The 18,335-nt window shown below is 60.8% G+C and carries 7 protein-coding genes; 2 read left to right on the top strand and 5 right to left on the bottom strand.

Going from position 1 to position 18,335, the window contains the following annotated elements:
* The 4 genes from mdoH to pip all read right to left on the bottom strand — a co-directional run.
* The coding region (mdoH, locus tag ACK1U9_RS09730) for a glucans biosynthesis glucosyltransferase MdoH (protein ID WP_025340923.1) at positions 1-2,570 on the bottom strand (2,570 nt) is incomplete at its 3' end.
* Positions 2,563-4,284: a glucan biosynthesis protein G gene (locus ACK1U9_RS09735; protein WP_219928545.1), complete on the bottom strand. Its 1,722-nt coding sequence runs from the start codon at positions 4,282-4,284 to the stop codon at positions 2,563-2,565. The genes mdoH and ACK1U9_RS09735, both read right to left, overlap by 8 nt.
* A gap of 263 nt (positions 4,285-4,547) precedes the next feature.
* Positions 4,548-4,985 carry a D-aminoacyl-tRNA deacylase gene (gene dtd / locus ACK1U9_RS09740; protein ID WP_108480213.1) on the bottom strand — a complete coding sequence of 146 codons (438 nt, stop codon included), beginning with the start codon at positions 4,983-4,985 and terminating at the stop codon, positions 4,548-4,550.
* Entirely contained in the window at positions 4,982-5,953 is a 972-nt protein-coding gene (pip, locus tag ACK1U9_RS09745) for a prolyl aminopeptidase (RefSeq protein WP_013974556.1), read from the bottom strand. The genes dtd and pip overlap by 4 nt, the downstream gene beginning before the upstream one ends.
* 171 nt (positions 5,954-6,124) lie before the next feature.
* Here pip and ACK1U9_RS09750 point away from each other — a divergent pair, with 171 nt between their 5' ends.
* Positions 6,125-11,650 (top strand): dermonecrotic toxin domain-containing protein, encoded by a 5,526-nt coding sequence (locus tag ACK1U9_RS09750; protein WP_230386307.1) that lies wholly within the window; start codon positions 6,125-6,127, stop codon positions 11,648-11,650.
* 265 nt (positions 11,651-11,915) lie between these two features.
* Entirely contained in the window at positions 11,916-17,426 is a 5,511-nt protein-coding gene (locus ACK1U9_RS09755) for a dermonecrotic toxin domain-containing protein (RefSeq protein WP_173015121.1), read from the top strand.
* 100 nt (positions 17,427-17,526) lie between these two features.
* Here the strand turns inward: ACK1U9_RS09755 and hutG are convergent, their stop codons facing one another.
* Positions 17,527-18,330, bottom strand: coding sequence for an N-formylglutamate deformylase (gene hutG / locus ACK1U9_RS09760; protein WP_108480216.1), 804 nt, complete (start codon positions 18,328-18,330; stop codon positions 17,527-17,529).
* Positions 18,331-18,335: the final 5 nt, after the last annotated feature.

Raw genomic sequence — 18,335 nt, forward strand, 5'->3', positions numbered from 1 at the left:
GCGCCGACGAGTGCCGGTTGGCCTTCATTCTCCGGATGCAGCGGCAACAGCGGCGAATGCGGGTCGTTCTTGATCGATGCACGCCACACGTTGATCCACGCCGCATTGTGCTCGGCCCAGACCTGCTCGTGCAGGCGGGTCAGCGCCACCGGGTCGCTGAGCAGGGCCAGGCGGGTATTGAGGTCCAGCCCTTGCGGCCCGACCTCCATCGCCTTGGCCACGCGCTCGACGCGCAATGCCTCGATAGGCGCCGCCTGACCATGACGGGCAGTGGCCATGGCGCATGCCAGGGCGTTCTGCCGCGGGTCGACCACAGCCCGCACGAAGCCGTCATGCAGGGCATGCCAGCGGTTTTCGTGGGTGTACTGGTCGGTGGCCAGCAGCTCCTGCGGAGTGGCGTATTCCTCGGGGATGAGGAACAGCTTCTCGTCCTTGGCCGCCAGGCCCAGGCGGGTGCGGCTGGAGATCACCGAAACCGGAATCGACAGCACCAGCGAACCAACGATTGGCGCCAGCCACCACAGGAAGCTTGGGTTCAGCCAGGCCACCAGCGCCGCCCAGGCAATGCCCAACAGGGTCTGCGGGCCGTGGCGGCGCACCGCTTCGCTCCACGGAGTGGAGTCGTCGTCACGCTGCGGCGAGTTCCAGGTCGCGGCCCAGCCGAGGAACGCGGCCAGCACGAAGCGAGTGTGGAAGATCATGCGCACCGGTGCCAGCAGCATGGAGAAAAGCATCTCCATCAGCATCGACAGGGTGACCTTGATGCGCCCGCCAAACTCGGTCGCGCCCTTGGCCCAGATCAGGATGACGCTGAGCAGCTTGGGCAGGAACAGCAGCACGATGGTGGTGGAGAACAGCGCCACGGCCTTCTCCGGATGCCACTGCGGCCACAGCGGGTAGAGCTGGTACGGCTCGATGAAGTACTGCGGCTCCATCAGCGTGTTGGTCGCCAGCAGCGCGGTCGACAGCACCAGGAACAGGAACCACAGCGGTGCCGACAGGTACGACATCACCCCGGTGAGGAACACCGCACGGTGCACCGGGTGCATGCCCTTGACCAGGAACAGGCGGAAGTTCATCAGGTTGCCGTGGCACCAGCGGCGGTCGCGCTTGAGCTCGTCGAGCAGGTTCGGCGGCAGTTCTTCGTAGCTGCCCGGCAGGTCGTAGGCAATCCACACGCCCCAGCCGGCACGGCGCATCAGCGCAGCTTCGACGAAGTCGTGGGAGAGGATTGCACCAGCGAACGCACCCTTGCCCGGCAACGGCGCCAGGGCGCAGTGCTCGATGAACGGCTTCATGCGGATGATCGCGTTGTGGCCCCAGTAGTGCGACTCGCCCAGCTGCCAGAAGTGCAGGCCGGCGGTGAACAGCGGGCCATACACGCGGGTGGCGAACTGCTGCAGGCGCGCATACAAGGTATCCATGCCCGAAGCCTTCGGCCCGGTCTGGATGATGCCGGCGTCCGGGTTGGCCTCCATCAGGCGCACCAGGCTGCTCAGGCACTCGCCGCTCATGACGCTGTCGGCGTCGAGTACGACCATGTATTTGTATTCGCCGCCCCAACGACGGCAGAAGTCGTCGAGGTTGCCGCTCTTGCGCTTCACCCGGCGCCGACGGCGGCGGTAGAAGATGCGGCCGAAGCCTTTGGTTTCGCGGCACACGTCCAGCCAGGCCTGTTGTTCGGCCACGGCGATGTCGGTGTCGTTGGTGTCGCTGAGCACGAAGAAGTCGAATCGGTCGAGGTTGCCGCTGGCGGCCACCGATTCGAACGTTGCGCGCAGGCCGGCGAACACACGTGGCACGTCTTCGTTGCAGATCGGCATCACCAACGCGGTACGCGCCTCGGGCGCGATCGGCTCGTTGCCTGCACTGCTACCCGATATCTTGTACTTGTCACGCCCGGTGAGCAGCTCGAGGAAGCCCATCAGCGCGGTCCAGAAGCCCGCCGATACCCAGCAGAACAGGATGCCGAAGAGAACCAGGATGGACGTCTGCAAGGCATACGGCCAAACCTGTACCACGGTGTCCCACAGCGGCTGGTTGACGACTTCGTCAAAGTCCACGAACGACCAGCCTTGGTACGGCAGGATGCCCTTCATGTACCAGCCGGCAACGATGGTCTGGCCGATCATCAGCGCCAGCAGGATGTAACGGCGGATCGAGCCGACCGTGCGCCAGCGGGCTGGCGGCAGCTCGCGCTTGGGCGGCTGCGGGGCGTTGGTGCGACCGGTCATGCGCCGCCACATGCGAATCAGCACGTTGGTGCGCCATGGCTCGGGCACGACCTTGGTGCGCTTGATCGGCGGTGCGATCTTCAGGCACAGGCGGCCACTGCCGTCGACGCCAAGCATTTCGGCGTCTTCCAGCTCGGCGGCGCTGCCTACGGTCAGGCGCGGGCCCACCGAGGCCTGCACGGCCTCGGCAGAGCTAGCGGCCGGGTTGGCCGCCAGGCGTTGGTGCAGCTCACTGAAGGACGTGCAGCTGGCGAGTTCCGCACGCTGCTCGTCGCTCAGTGGTAGGTGGGCCAGGTACTCGCGAAGCGATTCCGGCCTTGCGCTTGAGTTACTCATCGGCAGGCAACTGATAGCTCCAGGTCTCGGTCAGCACCTTCTCGGTGGTGGCCGGGGTCCCGTTGGTGGGCGCCGCATCGGCGGCAGGTTGTTCGGCCTTGGCGGCTTTCTCGGCCTTGGCTTGCTTGGCTGCAGCCTTGTCCTGGTTGGCGTCCTTGGCAGGCTTGGCGGCTTCGACCGGCACGTCACGCACCAGCGCGGCACGCATTTCGGTCGATTTGTTGGCTTCCTTGACCTTCAAACGAAGGGTCAGGCGCCAGCCCTTGGTCTCAGGGTTATAGCGCAGGTTGTTCTCGACCACCTCGGCATTGTCGCCCACGCTGATCTGGCTGCGCACGGCGGTATCTTCCGGCAGGGCGGCCAGCGTCGGGCCGGCGAAGTCGACCAGGAAGGCCACGCTGCCGTCTGGCTGGCGGATCAGGTTGGACTGCTTGACGTCGCCGGTGGAACGCAGGGTCTGCTTGACCCAGCCCAGCTCTGGAGCCTGGAACTTCGGCTCGTCGATGGTCCAGTGCAGGCGGTAGGCGTACTCGAATGGCTTGCCTGGCTCAGGCAGCTTTTCCGGGCTCCAGAAGGCCACGATGTTGTCGTTGGTCTCGTCGGCAGTCGGGATTTCGACCAGGTCGACGGTGCCCTTGCCCCAGTCACCCTTCGGCTCGATCCAGGCGCTCGGGCGCTTCTGGTAGTTGTCGTCGAGGTCTTCATAGTCGCTGAAGGCACGCTGGCGCTGCATCAGGCCGAAACCACGCGGGTTCTCGACACTGAAGTTGCTCACGGCCAGGTGTTTCGGGTTGTTCAGCGGGCGCCACAGCCACTCGCCGTTGCCGGCATGGATCGACAGGCCTTCGGAGTCGTGCAGGGCCGGGCGGTAGTTGAGGACCTTGGACGGCTGGTTGGGGCCGAACAGGTACATGCTGGTCAGCGGGGCAATGCCCAGGCGGCTGACATGGTCACGCAGGAAGACGCGGGACTGCACGTCGACCACGGTGTCGTTGCCTGGGCGCAGGATCAGCTTGTAGGCACCGGTGGAGCGTGGCGAGTCCAGCAAGGCGTAGATGACCAGGTGCTTGTCGGCCGGCTTGGGCTTCTCGACCCAGAACTCGGTGAAGCGCGGGAATTCCTCGCCCGACGGCAGTGCGGTGTCGATGGCCAGGCCACGGGCCGACAGGCCGTACACGTGGCCCTTGCCGACCACGCGGAAGTAGCTGGCGCCAAGCAAGGTCATGATCTCGTCCTGCTTGTCGGCCTTGTTGATCGGGTACAACACACGGAAGCCGGCGTAACCGAGGTTCTTGGTGGTTTCCGGGTCGTGTGGCACGTCACCGAACTCGAAACGGCTCGGGTCGTACTTGATTTCCTCGACCTTGGTGGCGGTGACCTGGTTGATCTTCACCGGGGTGTCGAAGTGCATGCCCTGGTGATAGAACGACAGCTTGAATGGGGTCTTGTCCTTGGCCCACTCGGCCTTTTCCTGCAGGAAATGAATCTTCTGGTAGTCCGCGAACTTCATGTCGCGGAATACGGCCGGCAGGTTGCTTTTCGGTGCTTCGTACTTCTGGCCGGCCAGATCCTTTGCCTTGGCTGCAACATCGTCAAGATTGAATGCCCACAGCTGGCCCGCGCTCATCAGGCCGACCACTGCCACACTGGCCATCAGGGCCTTGCGCAGCCCGGTACCGGGGATTCTTGATGCTTTTTGGGGACTAACAATCACGAGCAACCCTCGCCGAAAACAGATCATGAAACCAACGGCCAGCGACAAATGCCGGGTTGGCGAGCACTGTTCGGACCCCGTGAGGGCGTAATGATTCCCCAAACGGATCCAGACAGTACTCGAGTCAGAGTGAAACGAACCTGCGAACGCAGGTCCATGCAGCGCGCGATTATCCAGCAGGTCGCGTGACAACGCATCAGGCTGGAACAACTATTTATCGTACAAAACCCCTTGTTTTCCTGTGAACAAGGGGTTTTTTATACTCACATTTGTAACATAAATGTTACGGGGCCATCATTGACCAGGTGCACCTGCATGTCTGCCCCGAAACGGCCGCTTGCCACATTGGCGTGCCGGGCCTTCGCCTGCTGCAAAAGATAGTCGAACAACTCGGCGCCGAGGGCCGGTGGCGCTGCTGTCGAAAAGCTCGGGCGCATGCCGTTGCGGGTGTCCGCCGCCAGGGTGAACTGCGACACCAGCAACAAACCTCCCCCGACATCCTTGAGCGACAGGTTCATCTTGCCCTGCTCGTCGCTGAACACCCGGTAGTTCAACAGCTTGTGCAACAGTTTGTCGGCCTGCTCACGGGAATCTTCAGGCTCGACGGCCACCAGTACCAGTAACCCCTGGTCGATTGCACCCACTACCTCCCCCGCCACCTCCACCCGTGCGCCACGCACACGCTGCAATAGGCCCCTCATGCTTCTTCCAGGGGCAGGTCGAGCAGGCGCCGGGCCATCTGGTCGGCGGCACGCACCAGGGCATCGGTGATGCCCGGCTCGGAAGCGGCGTGGCCAGCGTCACGGATCACCTTCAGCTCGCTGTTCGGCCAGGCCTGGTGCAACGCCCAAGCGTTGTCCAGCGGGCAGATCACATCATAGCGGCCATGCACGATCACCGCCGGCAGGTGGGCGATCTTTGGCAGATCGCGGATCAGCTGGTCCGGCTCGAGGAAGGCATTGTTCATGAAATAGTGGCATTCGATACGGGCGATCGACAGCGCGCGCTGCGGCTCGGAGAAACGGTCGACCACCAGCGGGTTGGGGCGAAGGGTGGCGGTACGGCCTTCCCAGGTGGACCAGGCCTTGGCCGCGTGCATCTGGGCGATCTGGTCGTTGCCGGTAAGGCGCTTGTGGAATGCCGTGACCAGGTCACCACGCTCCTCTGGCGGGATTGGCGCAATGTAGTCCTGCCAGTAATCGGGGAACAGCCGGCTGGCGCCTTCCTGGTAGAACCACTGGATCTCCTGAGGCCTGCACAGGAAGATGCCGCGCAGGATCAGGCCATGCACCCGCTCGGGGTGGGTCTGGGCGTAGGCCAGGGCCAGCGTGGAGCCCCACGAACCGCCGAACAGCACCCACTTGTCGATGCCAAGGTGCTCGCGGATGCGCTCGAGGTCCTCGACCAGGTGCCAGGTGGTGTTGTTCTCCAGGCTTGCGTGCGGCGTGGAACGGCCACAGCCGCGCTGGTCGAAAGTGATTATGCGGTACAGGGTCGGGTCGAAGTAGCAGCGGCTCTGGGCGTCGCAACCGGCGCCCGGGCCGCCGTGGATGAACACCACCGGCAGACCTTCTGGCGAGCCGCTTTCGTCGACATACAGCACATGCGGCGCTTCCACGGCCAGATCGTGCCGGGCGTAGGGTTTGATCTGCGGGTACAGGGTCTGCATTGCGCACTCCGTGTGAGGATTATTCGGCCGTGGGCCATCATAAACCTGAATTGCGCTTTGAGCACTGCCCGCGCTTATGCCACCGCACGGCAAGGGGCACATATATCTACCTCCAGCAACTCAGGCAGGCCCGCGATAGTCCCTCGCCCCAAATCAAGCAAGGGCCTCGCCATGCCAACTGCAGTCACTGCCGTGCCTAGTGCTCATTACGCCACCATCGAGCGCAGAATCCCCACCTGGCTCAAGCACGCTCCACCAGAAACCCACCGTGCGATGCGCAACTGGCATCAGCCCCCTGCTTGGCTGGCGATGGCCCTCCAGCAACAACCGGAAGTCGCCAAGGCATGGCAGGTAGAACACGCACGCCACCGCGAGCACCAGGTACAGGTGCACAAGCTTTTCGAACAGCTTCCCACCCTGGAAACTTACGCCACCAAGGCACTCACCGAAGCCATAAAGCAGCGATTCAGGCTTGACCTGGATGTGCGCAACACTTACCTCGTCGATGCCCGCCTGATCGAAACGACCAACGCCGTCGACAGCCGCCAGGCCGTCGACCGGGCTACACGCTCGCTGCTGCAGTGCGCCTTGCACAACTTCGACCGTGACGCCACCGCCGAACATGGCATGGACGCGCCCGCCTCCCTGCTCAAGCGGTCGGTCATCGTCGATCACCGCCGCTTCATGGGCACCGTGCCGATCATCAATACACTGGATATCGCCGCCGAAGATTTCGCCGACTTGTGTCGCACGCTGGATATCGGCGGCAAGTACCATGAACAGGTACATGCCATCTATTACCCGGCGGCCACGCTTTCACTCGGCGCCGATGAAGCTGCACTGGCCGTTTATGAAACCCTGGGGCGTGCCGAGGTCTCGGCATTCCGGCAATCCCTGCATTTCGCCCGCCTCAAGGGTGATATCAGCGAAGCACTCTATTGCGCCGCTCTTGCAACACCACTTGACCAGGTGCCATCGCCCTCTTCGCCGGTGACGTTCAGCTTGCTCGACCTGTGGGAAGCCGAGCTGACCGGCGTTGTGCTCATTACCCTGCAAACTGAAGGGCATCAGGCCGTGGCGCTGTACATTCCTGAAGACAGCACGACGCCCCTCAAGGAGTTCGCCAGCCAGCAAGCCGTGCACGACGAATTGCGCGACAGGCTACAGACCGATATCGGCTATCTGGACAGGCACCTCGCCGACCGCGACAAGGCGTCTATAACCACCCGCCTGAAAGACCGGCTCATGCCCCTCGCCTGGAGTGCCCGCGGCTTGCATGAACGTGTAATGGACCCGCATGCCACCCTGTACCCGGTCATGAGGCCTTTCAGCCACGCCTTCCAAGGCGTGATGGCTTTCCAGAAGGCCCAGCGTCATGAGAAGGATGTGCTGTTCCACGCCACTCCGACCGAAATCGTCGACCGGCGCACAACGCAAGCCCACCGGGAATTGGTTGCCGGCCGCGTGCTTACGGCCTTGAACATCGCCGGCTTCTTCGTGCCAGGGCTTGGCGAGGCAATGCTTGCCGTTTGCCTGGCCCAGCTGGCCCATGAGGTGTATGAAGGGATCGACGCCTGGAAAAACGACGAGCGTGACACTGCCTATGGCTATCTGGTCGATGTGATCGAAAACGTGGCCGTCATGGCCGCCCTCGCCGCAGCAGCCAGGGCATTGGGGGGCTCACGGGGCAGCGAAAGCGGCACGGCGCCGGAAGGGCCGGAGACAGAAGAGCGAGCGGGCGCGGAGCCAGAGATAGCCCGTATTCCTGTAGAAACGCCTTCATTCATCGAAGAACTGGAAAGCGTGGAAACAGCCGATGGTCAGATACGGTTGTGGAAACCCGACCTGACGCCCTACCAGAGCTCCGAAATGCTGCCCCATGACCTGGTACCGGACGAACTGGGCCTACGGCATCACCAAGGGAAACGCTGGCTGGTACTGCAGGGCAATCAGTACATCGTCAGCCAAGCGCCAACGACAGGTGAATATCGTTTGCAACACCCTGCAAGTCCTCGCCGTTACCAGCCGCCAATGCGGCACAACGGTGCCGGAGCATGGTTGCACGTTACGGATAAGCCACTGAGCTGGTCGGGCATGACACTCCTGCGCCGCATCGGCCACTTGAGTGCGCACTTCGATGAGCCGACGCTGCAGCAGATTGTCACCATCAGTGGCGTACACGAAGACGAGCTGCGCCGAACCTTGGCCGAAAGCCGGCGGCTGCCCGCCTTGCTGGAAGACACCCTGCAACGCTTCAAGCTGGACGAAACAATCCGCCAGCTAGCAGACGAGAGCACTCGGCCAGCTGAGTTTTACAGGGCCTACGCCGGCCTTTCGCGCAACCTGGCACCGGGCGCCGAGGCGATCCAGAGAGCGTATCCGAAATTGCCGCCAGCAGTCGCCGATGAGCTGGCGCGCGAGGCCAGTGCCAACGAACTGAAGATGCTCGACAACGGCAAGGTACCAATACGCCTTGCCGAGGAAGTGCGCATCTACCAGCAACAAATTCGCCTTGCCCGCGCCCGCGAAGGGCTGTACCTGTCCAGCGTGCCGAACTGGGATAGCGACCTGTTGATCATGCATATGCTAGAACGCTTGCCAGGCTGGCCTGCGCAGACCAGGCTCCGGCTGCTCCAGCGCATGTTCTGGCCGACCCAGGCTCATGCCATAGGCACGCCTGACACCTACCCAGTCAAGACCATCACCCATGCCCAAGCAGGGTACATCGTCCACGACCAGAGTCTGCCCAGTGCGGTGGTCAAGGTGCATCCAAGCCTTTTCGCTGCATTGTACGAGGCACTACCAGCGGCCATGGCAAGCATGGACGTCACCGATCAGCAAGCGCTGCAGCGCCTTGTACAGGAGAGCCCGTTGCCGCCCCGCCCGGCCCTGAGGATGCTACTGGGCATGCAGCCCGTACGTCCTGGCTACCGTTCTCCCATGCGCCTGGCCGATGGCCGCCTGGGCTACCCGCTCAGTGGCGGCGGCCCGGCCACCCATGGCATCACCCGCCAGCGCCTGCTGGAAGCTATCGAAGCCACAGGGCTCGCCGCACGTACCGGCCGCTCAGCGGATCAGATTCTGCTGGCACTTGCCAGCCGCGGCCGTACGCAACTGCAGATACTCGAACATTTGCAGACACTGCTGGAGCAGCGCCAGGAGCTGCAAAGCAGCCTTGACGATTGGAGCGAAGCCATTTCGCCGGCAACCGACCAGGCAGCACACGACTACGACAGCCTGCGTGACTCGATCATGCAACATTGGTACGACACTGCTCTGGACGAGAGCAGCGGGCCCACCACCGAACTGCGTATTGCCCGCGTCCCCCTTGCCGACGTGCCGCTCACCTTGCCCGCCTTTTTCAATTCACGCGTGCGCAGCCTGAGCCTGATCGACCTGCCGTCTGGGTCCTTGGCGGGTTGGGCGCAGAACGAGCGCCTGCTGCAACGCCTGCTCAGGCAGATGCCACAGATCGAGTCGCTGGAAATCAGCCGTTCGTTTGACCCCAGGGCAACGCCCTCGCCCTTCCTGTTCAGCGTGCCCACCATCACCGAGTGCCTGCCAGGGTTGCAACGACTGGTGCTCACCAACCAGAACATGACGCTCTCCGAAAGCGACCTGAACCTGCTGTCAGGGCTTCGCCAATTGAGACACCTCGACCTGAGTGGTAACCGGCTGGCGCAGAGTAACAGGCCAAGCTTCCATGAATTGACCCTGGATTACCTGGGCCTGGACCAGATGCAACTGGCCCAATGGCCGATCGGGATTGGCAGCGACGCCCTGGCGCGCATTGCCCATCTGTCATTGCGCCACAACAATCTCAGGTCGTTGCCCTCGTTCCTGCTTCATGAAGCAGACATGCTGACCACCCCACCGGTGATCTCGCTGGAAGGCAACAGCATCAATGAAACCCACCTGCAGCGCTTGTTGCTGAATGACCGCATCGACACCTCGGGTATCACCACTGACCAGCCAGCAGCACTTTCCGAACAGCTCACACGCATTCGCGATGAGCGACGGCAGATGCGCGATGCGATCGATGGCTGGGCCCAGGCATCCAGCTCGAGCAACCCATTGACCCAGGCCGCGCTGGCGGACAGGCAACGCATCGCGTCGGCGATCGGTCAATTCTGGGAACAACAGGAGCAGGGCCAGTCATACCTGCGCCTGCAACTCGAGGATGTGGCCATCGAGCATTTCCCCAGGCGACTTCCAGCATTCTTCGGCGCCCGGGTGCGTGCACTAAGCCTGACGCGGTTGCGGGGCAGCGCCTCGCAGCTCGATGAACTACTCAGCCGGTTCCCCAACATCAGCCGGTTGACCATCGATGAACACCAGGCCGCCATGCCCTCGCTGGCATCTGCCCTGGTTCGCCTTCCCCGACTTACCTACCTGGAGTTTCGCAACATGGGGCTGGAGGTCGACCAGGCCATGATGGACATTTTCGCAGGGCTGCGAAACCTGACCTCGCTGGACCTGTCGGGCAACCGTGTAGGCAACATCGACCGGGTACCCGCATCATTGGCCAACAACCTGCAGTCACTCGCATTGACCAACATGAACCTGCAAGCCTGGCCCAGCTGGTGTGACAGCTTGCTGCCACTGGAACTTCTGGACCTGAGCTCGAACAACATCACCCAGTTGCCCGAGCACATCCTGTCGAACCTGAACAATCCCATGCCGATCTCGTCGATCGCGTTGTTCGACAACCCGCTGCCTCTTGAAACCATCCTGCGGGTACGCACCTTCTCGGACAGTCAGCACAGCTATTCCTTTGCCCTGGATATCCCCGACGACCTGATGTTCGCCGATTCTTCAAGCGAAGGATCTCTCGACCATCCTCACTTCCCACTGCTGGGAGATGATACGCCCAGGCTGGAACACTGGATGCTGGGTAGCGAGGCGCAGAATGCCGCATTGCAGGACTGCTGGGAGCAGCTCGAAGGCAGTGACCTATTGCGTCTGACGGGCCGCTTGCACAATGCCGCCCCATACGTTGACCCAAATACGCGAGCCACCTTCTGCGAACGGGTGCGCTTGATGCTGGTGGTGGCTGCAAGCAACGAAACCGAGCGCCTGATCATGGAGAGCATCGCCGCAGCGGCATTGCCAGACCCGATAACCGGCTCGCAGACCTGCCATGACGGAGCGCTGCAGGAGTTCAACAATATTGAACTGTACCTGATGAGCCAACGCCTGTTGGTCGACGCCGGCGATTCCCTGCAAGCATTGCGTCGTCGCCTGTTGCAGCTTTTCCGGATCGAACAGCTGGAGCTGCTGGCAAACCAACGGACCGGCTCGGGTGACCGGGTTTCGGTACGCCTGGCCTACCGCCGGGAACTGGCCGGGGAACTGGACCTGCCGATTGCCGACAGCATGCGTTTTCGAGGTGCTGCGAACCTGGCGCACGATGAGCTATCCAGTGTGCTGGAAAAGGTCCGGAAAAGTGAACTGAGCGACGCACTGGTCGACTACATGCTGGCAAATACGGACTGGACCACGCGTCTGCGAGCCGAGTGTGCCGACCGCTTCGCCGAAATAGACGCACGTTTCCGTCTGCGGGTGCTCGAGCTGGCCAGCAAGGACCACTCGCTTCAGGACGAGTTGAACTTGCAGCAAGGCCTGCAAGATGACAAGGATCAGGAAGAGAGGGAGCTACTGCGCGAACTCACCATCAAGCAGATCAACAACAACTGACCCAAAGTAACTGGCGACGCGCATGACCTGCATCGCGTCGCCCATTTAATGGCCGAACCTTACCACCGATATCTCGCCTTCCCCCCATTCCATCAGCGCCTGCGCTGATACGGGAGCTACCCCTTCCGAGCAACTCCGATCACTGGCCGCGAGTTTGCAAACAACTATCTAACACCTCCGGCCCCACCAAGGCGCCAAAACTTTCGCAAGCCACAGCTCGAATGAAACCTGTGGCGACCTTGATCAGCAAGATTCGGAGATGTTCATGCGAAAGCTTTCCCAAGCACCCACGGTGTCCACTCGCCACGTTGAAATCGTCCAGGCCAAGCTTCCAGAATGGGTGAGCGACCTCTCCGCGGACGAGGCCAGCGCGTTGAAAACATTCAGCTCCTCGCTGTGGGATTGGTTCGACCGGTCCAACCGCTCTCATCCAGACATCATCAAAGAGTTGCTGCACCACTATGCTGCTTATCGCAAGAGTACGGGCCCGCTGGCGGCTACCGTCGCAACCCTCCCAACCGTTGAGGAGTACGCGGCACCACTACTGACAGCTGCGATCAAGGCACGCTTCCGTATCGACCTTGATGTTCGCACAACCTATCTGAATGACGCCCGCCTATGGTCCTCGCATGCCACGCATATCGACGTGGCGAGCTATCCGACCGATATTCGCAAGCCGGTGCTACGTACTGACTACAGAACACTGTTGACCGCAGCGTTGCAAAACTTCAGCCCTAGCGAAACTGCATTGGGTGCGCTGGATTTCGATCGGCGTATCCGGGCCAAGATCGCTACGGGTCCGTCCCATGATAAACGCACGCTTTACGACATGGAGCCTGCACATTTCGCTGCGCTTTGCCGCGACCTCGATTTGGGACAAGGCTATCAAGACCTGATTGACTCGACGTTGGCGGATACGCAGCAGCAGCGGACGGCAGAGCGTTCAGCATTACTTGTAGAGGCTCACATGGCGTACCTCAAAGGGGATGTGAGTGAGGTATTCTACGAGCGGATAAAAGCGACCGCTGCCGGGCAGACGCCTGACGATGGCGCTGCCAACCTGACTGCTTACGCGCTTCGGCTCTGGGATATACCTCTTAACGGCGTGCTGGTTTTGAGCGACGATCTGGACAGCGTCGAACGCACCCTGCCCGTGGTCGTCCATATCCCCGGCGACCCGGTGGCCCCGCTGAAAGAGTATCCATCATCGACCGCTTTTACCCAAGCGCTGGTAAAACGGCTTGAACAGATGAATTACCTGGATTTCTTCCAGCGTTTCTTCCCGGCAAGGCACCGGGCCAAGTTGCGCGAAAAGGTCGTTGCCAGTATTTACCCCTATGGCTGGAGCCCGAAGTCCAACCTTTTGATACGTCAGCGCAGCACCAACCCTTCATTGCATCTACGTGCCAGCAAGCTCCCCGGGTCACCACTGGATGAAATGGTGAAGAGGAAAGTGGCCTCGGTGAAAGACGATGCCTTGTTCCATGCGGTACCCACTCGCCTGAAGAACCAACAAGCATTTGATGAGCGCATTCATCACTATCTGGCATTGGGCCTCGGTGCCCTCAATGCAGCTGCGTTCATCGTGCCGGTCGTTGGCCAGGCGATGGCTGTGGTCAATGTCATACAACTCGCATCCGAAACCTTCGATGGCATCCAGGCCTGGTCCCGCGGTGAGCAGGAACAGGCCTGGAGCTACCTGACGGATGTGATAGAGAACATAGCCTTGATCGGCGCGCTGGGGGCGGAGGGCCAAAGCAGTGTGCCTGCCAGAGAAATCATCCCCGTGGAAACTCCTTCCTTCATTACCGAACTGGAGCCGGTGACCTTGCCAGATGGACAGGAGCGTTTATGGAAACCAGACATGACGCCCTATGCCCACGACATCGTTCTGCCTCCTGGCCTGCAACCAGACCAATACGGCATCTATCACTATCAGGACAAAGCATGGGTCGCCATCGAGGACAAATATTTTGCGGTCACCCACAACCGGAATGGCGCCGACTATCGAGCCCGGCACGCCACTCTGATCGGGACCTACGAGCCCAAGCTGCGTCATAACGGGTTTGGCACTTGGCAACATGAACTGGACCGCCCTCTGCAGTGGCAGGGAGCCAAGCTGGTAAAACGTCTGGGACCCGACTTCTGGCAGCTGGATGAGCAAACCGCACAGCGGCTGTTGCGCATAAGTGACACCCACGAAACCGTACTTCGCCGCGCCTTGAGCGAAAACGACCGACCGCCGGCGCTGCTGGAGGACGCCAGGCGACGCTTCGCAGCGGATGAGCAAGCTTGCCTGGCTTACCCGGCAAGCGAAGCGTCAGCCCGGGCCGAGGCGTTCGAAAACTACTATCTGGAACTGTCCAGCACGGACGACCCAGCGGCGCTAGCCTTACAGCAGCACTATCCTCGGCTGCCGACGGTCATTGCCGAAGAGCTTGGTTTTCACGCCAATGCCGAGGAGCTGAACCAGCTCGCCCAAGGCCGGGTACCTCAACGCCTTGCCGAGGAAGTCAGGGTCTATCAACAGGAGGTGCGCCTGGCTCGCGCCTATGAAAAGCTGTATCTGCAAACCCCGGCCTACAACCCGGATAGCGACAAACTGATCTTCCACAGCCTCGCTCGGATTACCGGCTGGTCAGATCAGCTACGTCTGGAAATACGCGATCGCTGGTACGGCGGTGCATTGATCGACAGCATCGGACAACCCAATGCGCCGACCCGGAAAATCCTCGTGCGAGAGGCCCCCCTGTACCAAGCCCAAGATGACCAAGGTCTTCACCTGCATGGCGCTGACGAGCTCTATGCATCGGTACTGCACGCGTTGCCTGACGACATGCGTACCGCACTGGGTTTCCCCGGCACTTGGCAAAGCCAGGACCTGAAAGCGGCAATAGAACACAACTTGATGCCACGTCATGGCTTGCGCAAGCTACTGGGCATGCAACCGACACATCCTTCCCGCGTACCACCCATGCGCCTGGCTGGGGGCCGTATCGGCTATGCCTTGAGCGGCAGGGGCGCGCTAAGCGGCTTCATTGCACGGGAAACGCTGCTCGACTTGATATTGACGCTGCAGCTGGGTCCAGGCCTGGACCTGGAGCCTGAGAACATACTCAGGGCACTGGAAGCAAACTACGACCGCCAAAGCATTCTGGACAGGCTGCGGCAACTTCTGGACGAGCGCAGCCAGCTGGCCCTAGCCTTGGATACATGGGGGGCAGGCTCGGCGCATTCATTGGACCCGCAAGCCGAAGCACCAGGTCGAGCGAGGTTGGTAGAGGCAATCTGGCAAGCATGGTTGGATACCGCATTGGCCGACGTAATGGAGACCCCGTCTACCCTGTGGCTACAAGAGATATGGCCTACATTGTTACCTACCCAATTGCCTGCTTTCCTCACTCGGCGGATCAGGCAACTTCGCATCCAGACAACGACTCCGACGGCCAATGAGTTTGTCCGCGCTCATGAAACGATGGTCGCTTTCCTAGAACAATTCAGCGACCTGAGGGTACTGGAGCTGACCACTGCGGACCACACTCCCAGTAATGTGAGCCTCCCCCTGCTGCCTACACTTTTCAGCCGCTTTCCCAACTTGCAAGAACTTCGCCTGATCAACCAGAGCCTGGTGATCGGCACATGGGAGATTCAAAGACTTCGGGAGATGCCACACCTTGAAGTTCTGGACCTGTCCGGCAACCTTGTACCAGATTCCGCAAACCTTGAGCGTTTACTGCAGATGCATTTGCGTTACCTCGGCCTCGATCGTATAGCGCTACGCCAATGGCCCACCTGGATCACGCCCACCAATCTGGAAGGCGTGGGGGAACTCTCACTGAGAGAAAACAACATCACCAGTATCCCGGGTGACCTTTTCAGTCAACCCAGTCTCCATGCTGCCCGGACGCGGATCAATCTGCATGGCAACGTTCTGACGGATCGAACCATTCGCAGGATCCTGCTTGACTGGAACCACCCGGGATACCCACTGTGGTTTGAATTGGATGTGCCGCAAGGGCTGCAAACTCAAATAGAGCATCTGCAAACCGAACGCTCCGAACTGAATGCTGTCATCAAGCAATGGACTTACGGCCAAGCTTCGTCCTCCGCACAAGCGGCGGACCGGCAGCATATAGGCGAATGCATCATGAATGCCTGGCGCCGCCAAGCCGAAGGGGACAACTTTTCAGCAATGGAGCTCAGGAATGTCGGCCTCGAACATTTTCCTGAACGATTGCCAGCATTTTTCTGCAATCGCCTGCGCAGCCTGCAGCTTGACCGAGTAACTTTCTGGCAGCCCCAGCTGGACAATTTCTTGATGCGCTTTCCTAACCTGGAGGCGCTGAGAATGCATGGTCATGTCTACCCGTTACAGGCAGTCCCGAATGCCTTGCTGCGGTTGGAACAGCTTCGAACTGTGGTACTGGTAGACCAAGGTCTTCTGGTGGATCAGCAGGCCATGACGTTACTCGGCCAAATCCGCCAACTGGACACACTTGAACTCAGCGGCAATACCATTGGCCAGATCACAGATCATTCAACTTTGCCGCGGCACTTGAGCATGCTGCACCTGGATAACACAGGTTTGGTCGCCTGGCCCGAATGGGTCGAATCTATGATGCCAATCAGCGTTCTGGACCTGGACCACAACCAGATCAGCACGTTGCCTGCGCATGTTCTCGAAAATCCGCGCGACGACGGCATTCATACTGAAATTTCGCTGATGGGCAACCCGTTGAATCGGGAAACCATGATCAGTGCACATACCTCCGAGGGATATCACCGACGCTTTTCTTTCAATATGGACTTGCCGCCTGATATCGAGGCAATGTCCCCTAACGTCCACTCCGACTCCAACAGCAGCTCCGTGGCATCCAGTGGGCATGTACATTCACCGGCACCCTTGGAGCAGGAAGTACCTACCGTTGATCATTGGTTATCGACACAGGAAGGCCAGGCGAGCGCCCGGAGAACTGTCTGGGCCAGGCTGGAACAACAAGACCCCAATAACAACCTGCTGCGCCTGGTACAGCGGTTGACACACTCTGCGCCCTATCGCAACACTACCCTGCGCCCCGAATTGGTTCAGCGCGTGTGGGCAGTGATAGAGGCTGCGGACCGTGATGATGGCCTGCGAGCCTTGTTCAACGGGATAGCACAAGATGCATTACCCCAAGCTGACGGCAACCAGACTTGTGCCGATGGCGCGCTGCTGGTGTTCGTCCAGATTGAACAACAGATACTCCTGCAAAACATCCTTGGCGGACCGCCTGAGCATTATGGCGAAAACCTGCTCCGGTGGATGCGGAGCCAGTATCGTCTTCAGGCGCTTGATGAATACGCAGGCGCTCACCTTGTCGGGCGGGACGAAGCAGAGGTACGGCTGGCGTACCGCTTGCGCCTGAGTGCCGAACTTGACCTGCCGCTGCCCCCACAAGGCATGCTCTATGAAGGATCAGCTGACGTGGGTCAGCGCGAGCGGGAAGCCGTTGTCGAGTATGTACGCCAACGTGAAGACGGTGACGGCTGGCTCAGTTATGCGGCCGCGCAAGACCAATGGGTCCAATATCTGAGAAGTACGGATGAAGCGTACTTCCGCCAACAGAAAGAGGCCTATGAACTCAGTGTGCTCAACCTGCCTGACAGATACCCTGGCATGACCATCGAAGCACTACAACCTATGTACGAGCAGCTCAAGCTCGACTATGACTCTCTGGTGCTCAGCCGCATTTATCAGCTGACCATTCAAAAGAGACGCGAGTACTTGCACGACTGATCGGCGCAAAGCCCGGCAGCATTGTAGACGCTGTCGGGCTTTGGTAACTGCTCGCTTTCCATGCATGGCTGCTTGTCAGCTATTCCCCAGGTTGGCCGGGTTACCGACCATAACGCTGTTCCGCCCACGCCAGGCACGCCTGCAACAATCTCCGCAGCGCCTCCTGTGTCGGCCGTGCCAGGTCTTCGCGGTAATCGAACGGCTCGCTTTCTTCCATATACGTGCTCTGCGCCAGCTCCAGCTGCACCGCATGGATGTGATTGGCTGGGTTGCCGTAATGCCGGGTGATATGCCCGCCTTTGAAACGACCGTTGAGCACATGGCTGTAGCCCTGTGCCTGGGCACAAACACCTTGCAGGCGCTCGGCCAAATCCGGATCGCAGCTGGCGCCATTGAAGGTACCCAGGTTGAAGTCCGGCAGCTTGCCGTCGAACAGGTGCGGGATCAGCGAACGGATCGAATGGGCGTCCCACAGCAGGGCGTAGCCGAATTGCTCGCGCAGCCGCGCCAGCTCGCGACGAATCGTGTCGTGGTAGGGGCGCCAGATCTGCTCCAGATACTGCTTGCGCTCCTCGCCTGTCGGCACCAGCCCGTCCTTGAACAATGGCTCGCCATCGAACAGCGTGGCTGGGTACAGGCCAGTGGTGGCACCGGCGTACAGCGGCTTGTCGTCATCCGGGCGGTTCAGGTCGATGACGAAGCGCGAATACTCCGCGGCCACGACACTGGCGCCCATCTCACGGGCAAAGTCATACAGCCGTGGAATATGCCAGTCGGTGTCCGGCAGGCTGCGCGCCTGGTCCACCAGACCGTCTCGTACAGCCGGCGAAAGTTTCAGGCCGGCATGGGGCATGCTGATCAGCAGCGGCAGGCGCCCCTGGTGAAAACTCAGTACCTTGTCCATCGTGC

The organism is Pseudomonas sp. XP1 (assembly GCF_053557675.1).